This is a genomic window from Providencia sp. PROV272, assembly GCF_049901975.1.
Classification (GTDB): domain Bacteria; phylum Pseudomonadota; class Gammaproteobacteria; order Enterobacterales; family Enterobacteriaceae; genus Providencia; species Providencia stuartii.
Genome location: NZ_CP096291.1, coordinates 3,712,510 through 3,728,435, shown reverse-complemented (window position 1 = coordinate 3,728,435; position 15,926 = coordinate 3,712,510). Strand labels below are relative to the sequence as shown.

The 15,926-nt window shown below is 42.4% G+C and carries 18 protein-coding genes; 9 read left to right on the top strand and 9 right to left on the bottom strand.

Features of this window, described 5'->3' with window-relative positions; all coding sequences use genetic code 11:
- Positions 1–4: 4 nt before the first annotated feature.
- From rpoN to kdsD, 6 genes are read right to left on the bottom strand one after another with little or no spacing between them, the layout of a single operon-like run.
- On the bottom strand, positions 5–1,450 hold the full coding sequence (gene rpoN / locus M1E93_RS17260) for an RNA polymerase factor sigma-54 (protein ID WP_004925484.1): 1,446 nt from the start codon (positions 1,448–1,450) through the stop codon (positions 5–7).
- A 45-nt stretch (positions 1,451–1,495) separates the two neighbouring features.
- Complete coding sequence (gene lptB / locus M1E93_RS17255; RefSeq protein ID WP_004925481.1) at positions 1,496–2,221, bottom strand: LPS export ABC transporter ATP-binding protein; 726 nt, start codon at positions 2,219–2,221, stop codon at positions 1,496–1,498.
- 5 nt (positions 2,222–2,226) lie between these two features.
- Positions 2,227–2,775 (bottom strand): lipopolysaccharide ABC transporter substrate-binding protein LptA, encoded by a 549-nt coding sequence (gene lptA, locus M1E93_RS17250; protein WP_004925478.1) that lies wholly within the window; start codon positions 2,773–2,775, stop codon positions 2,227–2,229.
- Positions 2,759–3,352: an LPS export ABC transporter periplasmic protein LptC gene (gene lptC / locus M1E93_RS17245; protein ID WP_004925475.1), complete on the bottom strand. Its 594-nt coding sequence runs from the start codon at positions 3,350–3,352 to the stop codon at positions 2,759–2,761. Before lptC ends, lptA begins: the two co-directional genes overlap by 17 nt.
- Positions 3,353–3,367: 15 nt before the next feature.
- Complete coding sequence (kdsC, locus tag M1E93_RS17240) at positions 3,368–3,928, bottom strand: 3-deoxy-manno-octulosonate-8-phosphatase KdsC (RefSeq protein WP_014657574.1); 561 nt, start codon at positions 3,926–3,928, stop codon at positions 3,368–3,370.
- A 12-nt stretch (positions 3,929–3,940) separates the two neighbouring features.
- The gene (gene kdsD / locus M1E93_RS17235) at positions 3,941–4,909 is read right to left on the bottom strand and encodes an arabinose-5-phosphate isomerase KdsD (RefSeq protein WP_014657575.1); all 969 of its coding nucleotides are present in this window, start codon (positions 4,907–4,909) and stop codon (positions 3,941–3,943) included.
- Between the two features lie 483 nt (positions 4,910–5,392).
- Here kdsD and mlaF point away from each other — a divergent pair, with 483 nt between their 5' ends.
- From mlaF to murA, 7 genes are all read left to right on the top strand, one after another.
- The gene (mlaF, locus tag M1E93_RS17230) at positions 5,393–6,196 is read left to right on the top strand and encodes a phospholipid ABC transporter ATP-binding protein MlaF (RefSeq protein WP_004925466.1); all 804 of its coding nucleotides are present in this window, start codon (positions 5,393–5,395) and stop codon (positions 6,194–6,196) included.
- Between the two features lie 6 nt (positions 6,197–6,202).
- On the top strand, positions 6,203–6,985 hold the full coding sequence (gene mlaE, locus M1E93_RS17225) for a lipid asymmetry maintenance ABC transporter permease subunit MlaE (RefSeq protein ID WP_004925463.1): 783 nt from the start codon (positions 6,203–6,205) through the stop codon (positions 6,983–6,985).
- Positions 6,986–6,988: 3 nt separating this feature from the next.
- Positions 6,989–7,498, top strand: coding sequence for an outer membrane lipid asymmetry maintenance protein MlaD (gene mlaD / locus M1E93_RS17220; RefSeq protein WP_004925461.1), 510 nt, complete (start codon positions 6,989–6,991; stop codon positions 7,496–7,498).
- 34 nt (positions 7,499–7,532) lie between these two features.
- The gene (mlaC, locus tag M1E93_RS17215; protein ID WP_004925458.1) at positions 7,533–8,159 is read left to right on the top strand and encodes a phospholipid-binding protein MlaC; all 627 of its coding nucleotides are present in this window, start codon (positions 7,533–7,535) and stop codon (positions 8,157–8,159) included.
- A gap of 4 nt (positions 8,160–8,163) precedes the next feature.
- Positions 8,164–8,454, top strand: a complete 291-nt coding sequence (mlaB, locus tag M1E93_RS17210; protein WP_004925456.1) for a lipid asymmetry maintenance protein MlaB — start codon at positions 8,164–8,166, stop codon at positions 8,452–8,454.
- Between the two features lie 140 nt (positions 8,455–8,594).
- Complete coding sequence (ibaG, locus tag M1E93_RS17205; protein WP_004925453.1) at positions 8,595–8,849, top strand: BolA family iron metabolism protein IbaG; 255 nt, start codon at positions 8,595–8,597, stop codon at positions 8,847–8,849.
- Between the two features lie 157 nt (positions 8,850–9,006).
- A complete protein-coding gene (gene murA, locus M1E93_RS17200) occupies positions 9,007–10,269 on the top strand; it encodes a UDP-N-acetylglucosamine 1-carboxyvinyltransferase (RefSeq protein WP_004925449.1) in 1,263 nt (420 codons plus the stop codon).
- Between the two features lie 94 nt (positions 10,270–10,363).
- Here the strand turns inward: murA and degS are convergent, their stop codons facing one another.
- From degS to zapG, 3 genes are all read right to left on the bottom strand, one after another.
- Positions 10,364–11,428 (bottom strand): outer membrane-stress sensor serine endopeptidase DegS, encoded by a 1,065-nt coding sequence (gene degS, locus M1E93_RS17195; RefSeq protein WP_004925447.1) that lies wholly within the window; start codon positions 11,426–11,428, stop codon positions 10,364–10,366.
- Positions 11,429–11,615: 187 nt separating this feature from the next.
- Positions 11,616–13,010, bottom strand: coding sequence for a Do family serine endopeptidase (locus tag M1E93_RS17190; protein ID WP_164457004.1), 1,395 nt, complete (start codon positions 13,008–13,010; stop codon positions 11,616–11,618).
- A 436-nt stretch (positions 13,011–13,446) separates the two neighbouring features.
- A complete protein-coding gene (zapG, locus tag M1E93_RS17185) occupies positions 13,447–13,851 on the bottom strand; it encodes a Z-ring associated protein ZapG (protein WP_004925439.1) in 405 nt (134 codons plus the stop codon).
- Between the two features lie 221 nt (positions 13,852–14,072).
- Between zapG and zapE the strand changes: the two genes are divergently transcribed.
- Positions 14,073–15,206: a cell division protein ZapE gene (gene zapE / locus M1E93_RS17180; RefSeq protein ID WP_036943068.1), complete on the top strand. Its 1,134-nt coding sequence runs from the start codon at positions 14,073–14,075 to the stop codon at positions 15,204–15,206.
- Between the two features lie 276 nt (positions 15,207–15,482).
- Complete coding sequence (gene rplM / locus M1E93_RS17175) at positions 15,483–15,911, top strand: 50S ribosomal protein L13 (RefSeq protein WP_004925433.1); 429 nt, start codon at positions 15,483–15,485, stop codon at positions 15,909–15,911.
- Positions 15,912–15,926 lie beyond the last annotated feature (15 nt).

The following is a 15,926-nucleotide window of genomic DNA, read 5'->3' as shown; positions in this document are numbered from 1 at the left end:
TCAATTAAACCAACTGTTTGCGTTGGTTTGAGGGCGGAATAGATAACGATTCACGGTACTTAGCGACAGTTCGACGTGCAACCTGAATGCCCTGTTCGGCTAGCATGCTTGTCAATTTACTGTCACTTAATGGTTTTGCTGGGTTTTCAGCAGCAACCAGTTTTTTCACTAACGCACGTATTGCCGTTGAAGAGGCTTCACCTCCTGTATCGGTACTGACGTGGCTAGAGAAAAAATACTTCAACTCGAAAATTCCTCGCGGGCTATGGAGAAACTTTTGAGTTGTCACTCTCGAAATCGTTGATTCGTGCATATCCACTTGATAAGCAATATCTGCCAATATCATGGGTTTCATGTACTCTTCACCGAACTCAAAGAATTCTTGTTGTTGCTCTACAATACAAGTCGCCACTTTTAACAAAGTTTCATTACGGCTTTCTAAGCTTTTTATCAGCCATTTGGCATCTTGTAAGTGACTACGAATATATTGTGAATCACTTTCGTTCACGGAATCTTTTATCAAAGAAGCATAGTGATTATTGATACCTAATTTAGGGATGCTATCTGTATTTAATTCAACTTGCCAGTGCCCGTTGATTTTTTTCACCAAAACATCGGGAATAACATATTCCGACTCTCCGGTATTGATAGATTGGCCCGGTTTAGGGTTCAACGTCAATATCAGGTCAATAGCGGTTTTTAAAGCATCCTCTTTTAGACGGGTGAGTTTACTGAGCTGGCGAAAATCACGATTAGCCAGTAAATCAATATGTTGACTAATAATCAACCGAGCCTCATCTAGCCCGTCAGTATCTTTTGGGTAAAGGGATAGCTGGATCAATAAGCACTCTTTTAGATCTTGTGCTGCCACACCAAGCGGATCAAAATGCTGAATGCGTTTTAAAACAGCGACCACTTCTTCAAGTGTGATATCTGGGTTATTGATACCTTCGTGGATCTCTTTTATTGGCGTTGTCAGATAGCCAGAATCATCAATTGAGTCAATAATCGCGGTAGCAATCGCTCTGTCTGTGTCTGTAAAAGGCGTTAATTCAGATTGCCATAACAAATAGTCTTGCAGCGTCTGTGTGGTTTCCCCTTGATAGACGGGTAACTCATCAAAGCTATAGTCATTATTTGTACCCGATGGCGTACCCGCAGTATAAATTTCATCCCAATTCGCATCCAAAGGAAGCTCATCTGGCATATCACTTTTTTCAAGGGCATCTTTAGTATCGATTTCACTGCTGTCAGTATGAATATCGAGACTATCAAGGGAGTCTAAGTCAGAGGTGTTTTCTTCTTGTTCCAGAAGCGGGTTAGTTTCTAGGGCGAGTTGGATCTCTTGTTGTAGCTCAAGCGTAGAAAGTTGCAACAGACGGATAGCCTGTTGCAATTGAGGAGTCATTGCAAGTTGTTGACTGATTCTGAGCTGCAAACTTTGCTTCATGAATGTGCTTTTATCTCCACCTCAATTGAATGCTTAACCAATGACTTACAACCGGAAACCTTCCCCTAAATATACCCGTTTTACTTGTTCGTTTTCTAGGATCATTTCAGGTGTGCCATGAGCAATTAAGTGCCCTTGACTGACAATATAGGCTCTTTCACAAACATCGAGCGTTTCACGTACGTTATGGTCAGTGATGAGTACTCCTAAGCCATAATCACGTAAATGTTGGATAATTTTTTTAATATCTAATACCGAAATCGGGTCAACACCTGCAAACGGTTCATCTAATAGAATAAATTTCGGGTTTGCTGCTAATGCACGAGCAATCTCTACGCGGCGACGTTCCCCACCAGACAACGATTGGCCAATGCTATCACGCAAATGGGTAATGCTAAATTCTTCCATTAACTCTTCTGCACGCTCTTTGCGTTGCTCAGTGTTGAGGTCATGGCGTATTTCTAGCACTGCCATTAGATTATCATAAACACTCAAACGACGGAAAATCGACGCCTCTTGAGGAAGATAGCCAATACCACGGCGCGCACGTTCATGAAGCGGAAGGAGACTAATATCTTCACCATCAATGGTAATTTTGCCTGCATCCCGCTGGACGATGCCGACGACCATATAAAAGGTGGTCGTTTTTCCCGCACCATTAGGGCCTAAAAGACCAACAATTTCGCCAGATTTCACCTCAAGGCTAACATCTTCAACGACCTTGCGTTTTTTATAGGCTTTTGCCAGATTCTCTGCGGTTAATGTCGCCATAACGATTATTTACTCTTTCCGTTGTTTGCCGCTGGGCCTTTTTCTTGTAGCTGTGATGGCAATAATACTGTCGTGACACGTTTCCCTTTGTCACTAAACGCTTCCATTTGCTGCGTTGGCACGATATAGGTGATCTTATCACCTTTAATATTACTGTCTAACTGCTCAAGATAAGCATTGCCAGTTAATGTGAGGAGCTCTTTATCCACCTCATAGCGTGCTTTTGACGCTCGGCCTTTAATTGGCTTACCATCATCTTGTAATTGATAGAAGGTCACTGGGTTACCAAACGCTTCTATCGTAATTTTATCTGAATTACTGCTAGGGCGCGTCACAACCACCTTATTTGCTCGGATATCAATAGAGCCTTGCTTAATAACGACATCATCAGTAAATGTGGTGACATTTTTTTCTAAATCAAGGGATTGCTTGACTGAATTAATCGTCATTGGCTGTTGCGTGTCAGTTTTTAATGCAGAAGCTGGTACGCTAAGAGCAAAAATTGCGCTGGCAACGGCTCCTTGAATAAAACGCTTTTTATTTACTTGATTCATTTTTTTGCTCTTCTTTTTGTAGCACGTAATGTGTTTTTACATCTTCAATTAACTCTGCGGTTCTTGAGCGCAGGTTACCGCGCATTTTTAGACCGGTAGAATTAAGGCCTTGCCCGATAATAGTGACTTTGTCATCTGATGAAACATCTTGTGTTATCAGGTTAACGACGGCACTTTGGGTTGAAATCCGTTGGATTTGGGAATCCGGGCTTAAACTATCGGCCTGTACATCGTTATACAGATAGAGCACTCTATCATTTGTTAACTTGGCTTTTAGCGCCCGTACAGTCCAAGTGGGTACACCGACTTCGTTGTATGTTGTTAAAACAGGGTTAGCAAACCAAGTGATTTTTTCAGCCGTATAATTATCAATTTTATCTGATACTAATTTATAGGCCAAATCACCCGCTGGATTATAGACAAATGTCACTGAATCATCGGTTTGATAATTAGGTTGGCTGTTATCAAGGACACTGTTTGTGGGCGTGTCTGTGTCAAGACCGGCAAGGTTCCAGCCGATCAGACCAAGTGCTATCAATGATAACAGGATAATTAACCACTTTTTAGCGTTACTCATGGGTGTCTTTATTCTTTAAATCGATAAGCCTTTAGCTTCTTCCAGTTTATTTTGCGCTAGAAGGATGAGGTCGCAAAGTTCACGTACCGCCCCTTTACCCCCACCAAGACGTGTGACGTAATCTGCCTTTGGTAGTAATAATGGATGTGCATCAGCAACCGCTGCCGATAGCCCAACTTTTGCCATAACAGGCCAATCAATAAGGTCATCCCCAATATAGGCCGCTTCTTCTTCTGTTATCTTCAGTGTATCTAACAGTTCATGATACGCCAAAAGCTTATCGCTTTGACCTTGGTAAAGATATGTAATCCCTAATGTCTTCGCGCGATCTTCAAGCAATTTGGCTTTTCGACCGGTGATAATCGCCACTTCGATACCAGAGGTGAGTAAGCAGCGAATACCGTATCCATCACGGACATTGAAGGCTTTGAGTTCTTCGCCGTTATTACCCATATAAATCAGTCCGTCAGACATAACACCATCGACATCACAGATTAATAATTTAACTTTAGCGGCTTTCTGCAATACTGTCTCGGCGACTGGGCCATAACAGGTATCCTGATAGTGCGGATCCATAATCATTCCTTTTTATACCACGCCTGCTTGTAAGAGGTCGTGCATATGCAAGACACCCACTAATTTATTACCTTCAGCAACCATTAACGAAGTAATATGTTTAGACTGCATTAGGTTGAGTGCTTCTACTGCTAGCATATTCTGTGACACTCTAATTCCACCACGGGTCATTACATCGGCGATTTTGGCATTATTAAGATCGATGCCCATGTCGAAAATACGACGCAAATCACCGTCGGTAAAAATACCAGCAATATTCATTTCGTCATCACAAATAACCGTCATCCCCAATTTTTTGCGAGTAATCTCAATTAAAGCTTCACGTAACGTTGCTGTTTGAGGAATATGCGGAATATCATCGCCAACGTTCATTAAATCACGAACTAGTAGTAAAAGTTTGCGCCCTAGTGCGCCACCTGGGTGGGAAAGGGCGAAATCTTCTGGCGTAAAGCCTCTTGCCGTCAGTAGCGCAATAGCTAAAGCATCCCCCATTACCAGCGTTGCTGTTGTACTGGTGGTTGGTGCAAGTCCCAGTGGGCAAGCTTCTTTTGGTACTTTGATGCATAGATGGATATCTGCATATTTGCCCATACTGCTATTGGGATTATTGGTCATACAGATCAGCGGAACTTTAATTCGCTTTAAAACAGGCAGCAGCGCAAGGATCTCACTTGACTCTCCTGAATTAGAAATCGCCAATACAATATCTTTATTGGTGATCATCCCTAAGTCACCATGGCTGGCTTCTCCGGGGTGAACAAAGAAAGAAGGGGTACCTGTGCTGGCTAATGTTGCTGCAATTTTTCGCCCAATATGTCCCGATTTCCCCATGCCCATCACAACAACCTTCCCTTGGCAGGCAAAAATGCGCTGGCAAGCGTGAGTAAAGTCATCGTTGATATATTGTTCTAAGTTTTTTAGGCCTTCACTTTCGATATGGAGAACTTCTTTGCCTACTTGCTGAAAATCGATGTTTGACATTTTCTGTTCCATGCGTAGCTTTTCAGTTAATCGGATTAGCGAGCGCGAATTGTATAACGAATACTTACTATCAGTAAGTGCTTTGTCAAATTAGTCGAATATTCATTGTACTTTAATGAATACTAACGGTGTTGTGATTAACAAAAACTTAAGTCAAAAAGCGCTTTGCATTTATTAGCATCATAAACCAAATAAAAGATGATAAACTTTAGTATTCTCAAACGATAACAAATTTTTAAAGTCTAAGAGCTATCTGCTTTAATTGCGTAAAAATCTGGTTAACTATAAGTCGTTGAACTGTTTTATGTTCCTTTTAGTTATATAAATACACATTTTGAACATCAACAGACATATTTCGAACGTTATAATACTATAAATACAATCAGATGCGATATTAGACGATTTTCGGTTTATCTTTCTGTAAGATCGTGCTCTTGGTGCGTCTAAAAGACAAAATTCATGGTGTAATGAGCTATCAAACAAATGCAAGCACAGACAGACAACTTAATTGAAGTACGTAACATGTCTTTTACCCGTGGTAGTCGGAAAATATTCGAGGATATTAACCTAACCGTACCACGCGGTAAGATAACGGCAATTATGGGGCCTTCAGGGATTGGTAAAACCACCTTATTACGTCTCATTGGTGGTCAGTTACGCCCAGAACAAGGTGAAATTTGGTTTGATGGTGATAATATTCCAGCGTTATCACGTTCAAAATTGTACCAGTCGCGTAAAAAGATGAGCATGCTTTTCCAGTCTGGTGCGCTGTTTACGGATATGAATGTGTTCAATAACGTCGCATTTCCGCTGCGTGAACATACCAACTTACCTGAGTCATTGATCCACACAACGGTGATGATGAAACTAGAGGCGGTTGGTTTGCGTGGTGCTGCGAAATTGATGCCTTCAGAGTTATCAGGCGGGATGGCAAGACGAGCTGCATTAGCTCGAGCGATTGCACTTGATCCTGAACTGATCATGTTTGATGAGCCTTTCGTTGGACAAGACCCCATTACGATGGGAGTTTTGGTCAAATTGATTGATGAGCTTAATCAGGCGTTAGGCGTGACTTGTGTTGTGGTTTCTCACGATGTTCCTGAAGTACTGAGCATTGCGGATAAAGCCTATATTGTGGCTCAGCAGCATGTGATTGCGAAAGGAACGGGGGATGAACTACGTAACAACCAAGACCCGCGTGTTAGGCAGTTTTTAGATGGTATTGCTGACGGGCCTGTACCGTTCCGTTTCCCCGCCAATGATTATCTGGCTGATTTATTAGGGTAAAATAAGATGATAGTAGAGGCAATTGCTGCCCTCGGACGTCGGTGGATTGAAATTTTTTCGGCCTTTGGGCGAGCGGGTTATATGCTATTTCGCTCATTAATTGGGAAACCTGAGTTTTCCAAGCAGTGGCCATTATTAATTAAGCAGTTATATGCTGTTGGTGTGCAATCACTCTTGATTGTCGCTGTCTCAGGGCTATTTATTGGTATGGTGCTTGGGTTACAGGGCTATTTAGTTCTGACAACGTTTAGCGCAGAAGCCAGCCTTGGTATGATGGTGGCACTATCTTTGTTGCGTGAACTTGGTCCGGTTGTGACAGCCCTTTTGTTTGCAGGGCGGGCAGGCTCTGCATTGACGGCTGAAATTGGCTTAATGAAAGCAACAGAACAAATTTCTAGCCTTGAAATGATGGCGGTGGATCCTCTTCGTCGAGTGATAGCACCGCGTTTTTGGGCTGGTTTTATTAGCATGCCATTGCTATCACTGATATTTGTTGCAGTAGGTATCCTAGGTGGTGCATTGGTTGGCGTTGATTGGAAAGGGATTGATGAAGGGTTCTTTTGGGCCTCAATGCAATCCTCCGTTGATTGGCGGATGGACATTGTAAATTGCTTTATCAAGAGCTTAGTGTTTGCCATAACGGTGACTTGGATTGCGTTGTTCAACGGCTATGATGCTATCCCAACATCGGAAGGGATTAGCCAAGCGACAACACGAACCGTGGTCCATGCATCGTTAGCGGTTCTTGGTCTAGATTTTGTACTTACAGCACTGATGTTTGGGAACTAAGTCATGCAAAGTAAAAAAAGTGAAGTATGGGTAGGTTGTTTTATATTGCTAGCGATTGCGGCAATTATTTTTCTGTGCCTAAAAGTGGCGGATATAAAATCGCTCGGTAGCCAATCGACTTATCAGATTTCGGCCTCTTTTGAAAATATTGGTGGCTTAAAAGAAGGTTCCCCAGTGAAAGTGGGGGGCGTTGTGATTGGGCGCGTTGCTAGCATTACGCTTAACAAAGAGACCTATGTGCCTGATGTTAAAATTGACCTACTAAGTGAATATAATAATATTCCTGATACCAGCTCATTATCTATTCGTACTTCCGGCTTACTCGGTGAGCAATATATTGCGATGAATATCGGGCCCTATGGTGAAGGTCTCGATGCAGAATTATTGAAAGATGGTGGACGTATTGAAGATACCAAACCTGCGATGGTTTTAGAGGATTTGATAGGTCAATTCTTGTATAAGAGCGGCGATAGCCAAGGCGCTGAATCTCAACCTGCTCCTGCTGCTAATTGATTCGATGTTAAGACGAATTTAGAAGGAATAACTTATGTTTAAGCGCTTAATGATGATAGCAATGTTAGCGATTGCACCATTTGCAATGGCGATAGATCAAACCAACCCGTATAAGCTGATGGATGAAGCGGCTGAAAAAACCTTTACCCGTTTAAAGAATGAGCAGCCGCAAATTCGTAAAGACCCTAACTACCTGAGAACTATTGTTCGTGAAGAATTATTGCCATATGTACAAATTAAATATGCAGGGGCTTTAGTCTTAGGCACTTACTACAAGAACGCGACGCCTGCGCAGCGTGACGCTTACTTTACTGCTTTCGAAGCGTATCTTGAGCAAGTTTATGGTCAAGCACTCGCGATGTACCATGGTCAAACTTATCAGATAGCACCAGAGCAACCTATTGGGAATAAAAACATTGTTGCTATTCGAGTCACCATCATAGATCCAAATGGCCGTCCACCAGTACGCCTTGATTTCCAATGGCGCAAAAACAGTAAAACAGGTAACTGGCAGGCCTATGATATGATTGCAGAGGGCGTCAGTATGATCACGACCAAACAAAACGAATGGGGTGATATCCTGCGTAAACAAGGCATTGATGGCTTAACAAAACAGTTAGAAATCAGTGCGAAAGCACCTATTACGCTGGAAGAGAAATAATCAAATGAGTCATGATCTTACGTGGGAAAAGTCATCATCGGCATTGTTACTGTCCGGCACATTAGGCCGAGACTCTTTGCTGGTGTTCTGGGAAAAGCGAAAATCATTACTTGCTGAGGTTGAGCAAATCGATGTTTCGGGCTTGGAACACGTTGATTCAACAGGGCTAGCAATGCTAGTGCGCCTAAAAGGCGAATTGGCAACAGAAAAACGCTCACTGAAGATAGTCGGTATGAGTGATAATCTAACAACCTTGATGGAGCTTTATGGTGTTAAGTCATTATTGCTAAGTTAAGGTCAGTTTGTGTAAAGAAAGGCGCCTCTGCGTGTTTTTGTGCACCAGAGGCGTTTTCTTTGGTTTAAGAATTGTGACGGATCCTTTAGGATAGACGTCTATTTATACCCGTAACCAATGATTATAAAATTGAGTCATATATGGAACCCAACGAAATAAAACAAGTATTGATGGATAAGCTATCTCTGGATGAGGTAATTGTTAATGGTGATGGCAGCCACTTTCAGGTTATTGCCGTCGGTGCCATGTTTGAAAATATGAGCAGAGTCAAACAGCAACAAGCTGTTTATGCCCCTTTAATGGAGTATATCGCGGATAATCGTATTCATGCGCTTTCAATAAAAGCATATACCCCAGCAGAGTGGGCTCGCGACCGCAAGCTAAACGGTTTTTGATAAAAAATCCGCGAACAGTATTTAAAATCTATACTCCAAATATTTCACGTTGCCTGTCGTCGCTCAATAAAAGGAAGTTCTAGCAAGCCACTGGACTAAGGAAGTCGATTACATCCGCAACTTGAAGTATGGCGAGTGTGAATACGAGAGTAACCGAATGGATAAATTTTTAGTTAAAGGGCCTACCCGCTTAGAAGGTGAGGTAACAATTTCTGGTGCGAAAAATGCCGCATTACCAATTCTGTTCGCTGCGCTGTTGGCTGAAGAGCCGGTAGAGATCCAAAATGTACCTAAGCTTAGGGATATCGATACAACGATTAAGTTGCTGAATCAACTCGGAACGAAAGTTGAACGTAATGGTTCCATTTATGTTGATGCCAGAAATGTCACTGAATACTGTGCACCTTATGATCTGGTCAAAACCATGCGTGCTTCCATTTGGGCTCTCGCACCGCTAGTCGCTCGTTTTGGTCACGGGGAAGTTTCTTTACCGGGAGGCTGCGCGATTGGCGCTCGTCCTGTTGACCTACATATCTCAGGCTTAGAGCAGCTCGGCGCGCACATTATCCTAGAAGACGGCTATGTGAAAGCGACGGTTGATGGGCGTTTAAAAGGCGCTTGTATTGTCATGGATAAAGTGAGTGTTGGCGCTACGGTGACTATTATGACCGCGGCAACATTAGCTGAGGGCACGACAACTATTGAGAATGCCGCTCGCGAGCCAGAAATTGAAGATACGGCTAATTTCTTAAATACATTAGGTGCCAAAATTACCGGTGCTGGTACTGACCGCATTGTTATTGAAGGGGTTGAGCGCCTAGGTGGTGGTACCTATCGTGTACTGCCTGATCGTATTGAAACAGGTACTTTCCTTATTGCAGCAGCAGTTTCAAAAGGGAAAGTGGTTTGCCGTAACGCTCGTCCAGATACACTAGATGCCGTTTTGGCGAAGCTGCGCGAAGCAGGTGCTAAAATTGAGGTAGGCGAAGATTGGATCAGTCTTGATATGCAAGGCAAACGCCCTAAAGCGGTTACTTTGCGTACTGCACCGCATCCTGGCTTCCCAACAGATATGCAGGCTCAATTTAGCCTATTGAATTTAGTGGCTGAGGGTGCAGGGATGATCACAGAAACAATTTTTGAAAATCGTTTCATGCATATTCCTGAATTAATTCGTATGGGCGCGCATGCTGAAATCGAAAGTAATACTGTGTTATGCCATGGTGTGGAAAAGCTAACTGGAGCACAAGTCATGGCGACAGATTTGCGTGCATCAGCAAGCTTAGTCATTGCAGGTTGTATCGCGGAAGGTACTACAACGGTTGATCGTATCTATCATATTGACCGCGGATATGAGCATATTGAAGATAAGCTGCGTGGTTTAGGCGCGAATATCGAACGGATCAAATCTGACGATTAATTCGTGGATGAGAGCGATAAGATAAACATAAAAAGTTGTTCAAATTGAACAACTTTTTTTTGTATTGCTGTGGGGGAGACTCTCAGAAAATAGCCTAGCCCGCTTGCCCTTCAGGTATCTCTTCGATGATCACATCGACATCTTTTACTTCACCATCACGTAAGATTTTTACTGGTACTTTGCTACCGGGGCGGATCTCTGCCACTAAGTCCATCGTTTCAGCGGCTGATATTGCAGGCTTATTATCGACGGATAAAATAATATCCCCTTGGAGAATGCCGGATTTAGCCGCTGGGCCATTGGGAGCAACTTGGAAAACGCGCAAACCTTTAATCTGATCGATATTGTTGTTGTTGGTTCTAATTTGCGGTAATTCACGTGCGGTGATCCCAATATAACCTCGGATCACTCGTCCATCACGGATCAGTTTTTCCATAATTTTTGTAGCCAGTGCTGTTGGGATAGCAAAACTTAGGCCTTCTGAACTAACCCCTTGGCCTGCACTGAACGAAAGCGTGTTAATACCGACAAGCTCTCCTTCGCTATTAATCAAAGCTCCCCCTGAATTACCTGAATTAATCGATGCATCGGTTTGTAAAAAATTTTGCCTCCGAGTGGAGCTTAACCCTACACGACCTGTTGCACTGATAATCCCTTGGGTGACGGTTTGACCAATATTATATGGGTTGCCGATAGCGAGCACGACATCGCCTACATGGGTGACGCGGAATTTATTAATTGGGATAACGGGAAGATTTTCTGCATCAATTTTTAGTACAGCTAAATCAGTCAGAGCATCCGAGCCAACTAATAGCGCATCAAAAATAGAGCCATCCTGTAAGGCGACTAAGATTTGATCAGGGTTATCAACCACATGCTTATTGGTGATGATATAGCCATTTGAACTCATGATCACACCCGAGCCAAGTGATTTCAATTCGCGGCCTGATTGAGAAAAACTGCCTTTTGAGCTGCTATAAACATAAACAACGGCTGGAGCGGCTTTACGCACAGCCTTATTATAACTGACAGGTTCGCTATCTATTTTACCATAAAGCAAATCTGCTAAGCCTTGAGGACGTAGGGAAGGAACCGCAACGATAATAATCATAGCGATTAATAGGCCTAGCATTGCTGCCCAGATAAGCTTTTTCACCATAAGATATCGAATTATTCAGGTTGTTGATGTTAATAAAGGGAACTTGAGCATAACATAAAAAAACAGGCACAGCAGTTTGTCCTGTACCTGTTTTGATCTTTTACAACAATTTTGTGTAACGCTCTAAATATTTCGAGTTAAAGGAAGCCATATGTAACCGACATTCACTCGAAGTACAGAGGGCTAATTAGTTTTTCATCAACAGATATAAGGTTTCACCACCACGCAGAACCTTCATAGCAAGTACTGGTGGTTTAGCATCAATGACTTTACGGAACTGTTCGATGGTTTCGACACGAACATCGTTTACACCGTAAATGAGGTCACCTTTCACTAAACCGACAGCCGCTGCTGGTGATTTAGGTGTTACGTTATCGATCTGTACACCTTTGGTGTTATTAACTGTTGCGTTAGATAATGTTGCACCAAGTAATGATTCACTCAGTTTTTCCGCTTTAGTGGCTTCGCCTTCATTGTTTTCTAAAACCACTTTAACATCCATTGGTTTTCCTGAACGGATCAAACCAATCGTGATCTCTTTACCAATCTGGCTAGTACCAATTTTGGCTCTCAGCTCAGCAAAGCTGTTGATACGTTTACCATCAACAGATACGAGGACGTCGCCTGATTTAATGCCTGCTTTTGCGGCAGAAGATTTAGGCAGAACTTCACTGACGAATGCGCCGCGTTGAGCATCGATATTAAAGGCTTTAGCAATATCTGAATTCATTTCGGTGCCTTTAATACCCAAAATACCGCGTCTTACTTCACCGTGCTTAATTAACTGCTCACTGAGGTTTTTCGCCATATTACTTGGGATAGCGAAGCCGATACCGATGTTACCACCGCCCGGAGCTAAGATTGCGGTATTGATACCAATCAATTCACCGTTTAAGTTAACCAGAGCACCACCGGAGTTACCGCGGTTGATAGAAGCATCGGTTTGGATAAAGTTTTCTAACCCTTCAAGGTTTAAACCACTACGACCCAGTGCCGAAATGATACCTGAAGTCGCTGTTTGCCCTAAACCAAATGGGTTACCAACGGCAACGGCAAAGTCACCAACACGGAGTTTATCTGAATCTGCCATGCTAACGGCGGTAAGGTTTTTGATATCTTTCGCATTGGTGATTTTCAGTAACGCAATATCGGTTTGCGCGTCTTTACCAATGAGTTTGACATCAATTTCACGCCCATCATTCAGTTGGATTTGGATCTTATCCGCGCCATCAATCACGTGATTATTCGTTAAAATGTAGCCTTGTTGTGCGTCAATAATAACGCCAGAGCCTAAGCCCTCAAATGGCCTAACACTTTGTTGTTGTGAAGGGATATTTGGGCCAAAGAAGAATTTTAATTCTTCTGGGATCTGCTGATTTTGAACGCGCGTACCAGAAACATGGATATTCACCACCGCTGGCAGTACTTTTTCAAGCATAGGTGCCAAGCTTGGCATATTTTGGCTTTGTGCCGTTGCTGGTAATGTCGCAGGCAAAGCAGCACTGCTAATTGAAGGTAAAATTGAAAGGGATAACCCTAGGCTCATTGCGACTGCAGTGAGAAAGAAATTTTTTCTTTTCATCATTCCGTAGATTCTCTCAAGAATAAAATTTATCAGGTTGTAGCCTTGCTACACCAATCAGGATATTTTTCTCATATCAGATTTGATTTTACTGATAACTATGACCATGGATTATGCGCAAAAGTTCATACAACGGGTAGCGGTTATCCATTATTTTACATCTATTTACATGTATTGTAGATGAGGACTTAATTTCTATACAGTTTTGAAATAAAAAGAAATATTTAATATGAAACGATATATTGTGAAATAGAGTTAACTGATTAATTTACAGCAGCAAACTCGTTGGTTTAGTGTAAATAGAAAATGATATTTGGTATCCACCAGCAAATTGCTTTGCTGGTGGTTCGACTCGTTATATTTTAAGTTGCAGCTTGCTGTATGAAGCTATTGTTCGCGCGCTGCCCCTCAAATACTTTAGAGCATAAATGAATAATTACTTCTCTTTTTCGTCAATAGGACGGAATAACCCTGATGCCCCATCGGAATAATCTCTTGGTGGCATTTTGACGGGTGCTTGGTCATTATCCGCTTCTGATTCTGTTAAGCGATAATTGAACGGGTTATCTTGCGCTGGCATATCTGGCATTAACTCAGATGAGCTTTGAGCCATATGCTGATATAGCTGACGATAATCACGAGCCATATTATCAAGTAATTCTGCACTGCGAGCAAAATGACCGACTAGCTCCTTACGGTACTCTTCTAGCTCAGTGTTTTTCTTGTCTAATTCAGCTTGTGCTGTTTTTTGTTGACGAAGTTTTGGGTTCCCATAACGGACAACTAATGCGCCGATGATGAAACCAATAACTAATCCAATTAGTGCATACTCCCAGGTCATGCTGACTCCTTCGTTTACTTCACTGTTCGCAGAAATTAAGCTTGGCTACTTATAACTATACCTGTTAATCACTAAAGAGTGGAATACTAAGGTGAAATTCCTTACTCTATTTAGCATTCGTTAACTAGACGTTAAATAATAAATGAATCTGGTTATAATAAGGGCAGTGTATACCATATAACGGTAAAAAAACCGAAAATTTTTTAAGGATTATTCAGTTAATGTCGCCGATGTCTCCTACTATGCGTTATCAGCAGGCTCTTGCTGAAGGTCACTACCAGCCTGATGACGTACAAAAACGTGCTGTAGAGCGTTTAGATGAAATTTATCAGCAACTGATCGCGTCATCCTCTTCAAATGAACAAAAGGAAAAGCCTTCTGGGTTGAAAATGCGCTTAGAACGTCTACTAGGCAAAAAGCATGCTGCTGTGACTGAACCTGTACAAGGGTTATACATGTGGGGGGGAGTTGGTCGAGGTAAAACTTGGCTTATGGATATGTTTTATGAAAGTTTACCGGGAAACCGGAAACTTCGTTTGCATTTTCATCGGTTTATGAAAAAAGTCCAAGAAGACTTGATGGCTCTGCAAGGTCAAGAAAACCCGCTAGATATTATTGCTGATGAGTTTAAAAAACAGACGGATGTCCTTTGTTTTGACGAGTTTTTTGTCTCTGATATCACGGATGCGATGATTTTAGGCACATTGCTTGAGGGGCTATTTGCCCGAGGCATCACGCTTATTGCGACATCCAATATTATCCCTGATGAGCTGTATCGTAATGGTCTGCAACGCGCTCGTTTTCTACCTGCAATTGAACAAATTAAAAAATATTGCGAAGTGATGAATGTTGATGCTGGGGTTGATTATCGGCTAAGAACATTAACTCAGGCTCATCTTTTCCTCTCTCCAATAAATGAAGAAAATCGCCAGCATCTCAATGAAATTTTCGTGAAGCTGGCAGGTAAGCAAGGCGAACAACAACCTGTATTAGAAGTGAATCATCGCAAAATGCAGGCTATCAGCAGCGCAGAAGGGGTACTTGCGATTGGTTTTAAAGCATTGTGTGATGAGCCTCGTAGCCAAAATGACTATATTTATCTAGCCAATTGTTATCACACTGTCATTTTATATGATGTGCCAGCGTTAGATTCCAAACAAGAAAATGCAGCACGGCGATTTTTGGCGTTAGTGGATGAGTTTTATGAGCGTAAGGTTAAGTTGATCATTAACGCACAGGTGCCGATGGAATCGCTGTACCAAGGTAATTTATTAGCCTTTGAATATCAGCGCTGCCTTTCTCGTTTACAGGAAATGCAAAGCGAAGAGTATTTAAAGATTCCGCATTTGGCTTAAGTCGATTAAATGCCGGCATGCTATTCGCACAAAAAAGAAGCAGTTCACCGCGTGGTGAAAAAAAATGTGTTTTGGGGTCGATTTTTATTGCTGACTTCTCTATAATCTTGCGACCCCACGTTACAGCGATATTTTCTTATTTCCCAAGAAATATCGCATAATGCCGGCTAGGCTGCTCGAAGGGGTAGGTTTGCTGGACAAGAGTCGTGTGAACCTCACAAAGCTTATGAACATGAGTGTTCACCAACGTGTAACTTCAATATTGGGTAAGTTTTAATGAAAACTTTTACAGCTAAACCAGAGACCGTAAAACGCGACTGGTACGTTGTTGATGCAGATGGCAAAACTTTAGGTCGTCTTGCAACTGAATTGGCTCGCCGTCTGCGCGGTAAGCATAAAGCGGAATATACTCCGCACGTGGATACTGGTGATTATATCATCGTTCTGAATGCAGAAAAAATTGCTGTTACCGGCAATAAGCGCGAAGACAAAATCTACTATCGCCACACAGGCCATGTAGGTGGAATTAAGCAAGCGACTTTCGAAGAAATGATTGCTCGCAGTCCTGAGCGTGTGATTGAAATCGCGGTTAAAGGCATGTTGCCAAAAGGGCCTCTGGGTCGTGCAATGTACCGTAAACTGAAAGTTTACGCAGGTAACGAGCACAACCACGCGGCACAACAACCGCAAGTTCTTGACATTTAATCGGGATTATAGGCA

Excerpts from the sequence above, each read along its gene's own strand:
- rpoN (WP_004925484.1), bottom strand. The coding sequence starts at position 1,450 with ATGAAGCAAAGTTTGCAGCTCAGAATCAGTCAACAACTTGCAATGACT.
- lptB (WP_004925481.1), bottom strand. The coding sequence starts at position 2,221 with ATGGCGACATTAACCGCAGAGAATCTGGCAAAAGCCTATAAAAAACGC.
- lptA (WP_004925478.1), bottom strand. The coding sequence starts at position 2,775 with ATGAATCAAGTAAATAAAAAGCGTTTTATTCAAGGAGCCGTTGCCAGC.
- lptC (WP_004925475.1), bottom strand. The coding sequence starts at position 3,352 with ATGAGTAACGCTAAAAAGTGGTTAATTATCCTGTTATCATTGATAGCA.
- kdsC (WP_014657574.1), bottom strand. The coding sequence starts at position 3,928 with ATGGATCCGCACTATCAGGATACCTGTTATGGCCCAGTCGCCGAGACA.
- kdsD (WP_014657575.1), bottom strand. The coding sequence starts at position 4,909 with ATGTCAAACATCGATTTTCAGCAAGTAGGCAAAGAAGTTCTCCATATC.
- mlaF (WP_004925466.1), top strand. The coding sequence starts at position 5,393 with ATGCAAGCACAGACAGACAACTTAATTGAAGTACGTAACATGTCTTTT.
- mlaE (WP_004925463.1), top strand. The coding sequence starts at position 6,203 with ATGATAGTAGAGGCAATTGCTGCCCTCGGACGTCGGTGGATTGAAATT.
- mlaD (WP_004925461.1), top strand. The coding sequence starts at position 6,989 with ATGCAAAGTAAAAAAAGTGAAGTATGGGTAGGTTGTTTTATATTGCTA.
- mlaC (WP_004925458.1), top strand. The coding sequence starts at position 7,533 with ATGTTTAAGCGCTTAATGATGATAGCAATGTTAGCGATTGCACCATTT.
- mlaB (WP_004925456.1), top strand. The coding sequence starts at position 8,164 with ATGAGTCATGATCTTACGTGGGAAAAGTCATCATCGGCATTGTTACTG.
- ibaG (WP_004925453.1), top strand. The coding sequence starts at position 8,595 with ATGGAACCCAACGAAATAAAACAAGTATTGATGGATAAGCTATCTCTG.
- murA (WP_004925449.1), top strand. The coding sequence starts at position 9,007 with ATGGATAAATTTTTAGTTAAAGGGCCTACCCGCTTAGAAGGTGAGGTA.
- degS (WP_004925447.1), bottom strand. The coding sequence starts at position 11,428 with ATGGTGAAAAAGCTTATCTGGGCAGCAATGCTAGGCCTATTAATCGCT.
- M1E93_RS17190 (WP_164457004.1), bottom strand. The coding sequence starts at position 13,010 with ATGAAAAGAAAAAATTTCTTTCTCACTGCAGTCGCAATGAGCCTAGGG.
- zapG (WP_004925439.1), bottom strand. The coding sequence starts at position 13,851 with ATGACCTGGGAGTATGCACTAATTGGATTAGTTATTGGTTTCATCATC.
- zapE (WP_036943068.1), top strand. The coding sequence starts at position 14,073 with ATGTCGCCGATGTCTCCTACTATGCGTTATCAGCAGGCTCTTGCTGAA.
- rplM (WP_004925433.1), top strand. The coding sequence starts at position 15,483 with ATGAAAACTTTTACAGCTAAACCAGAGACCGTAAAACGCGACTGGTAC.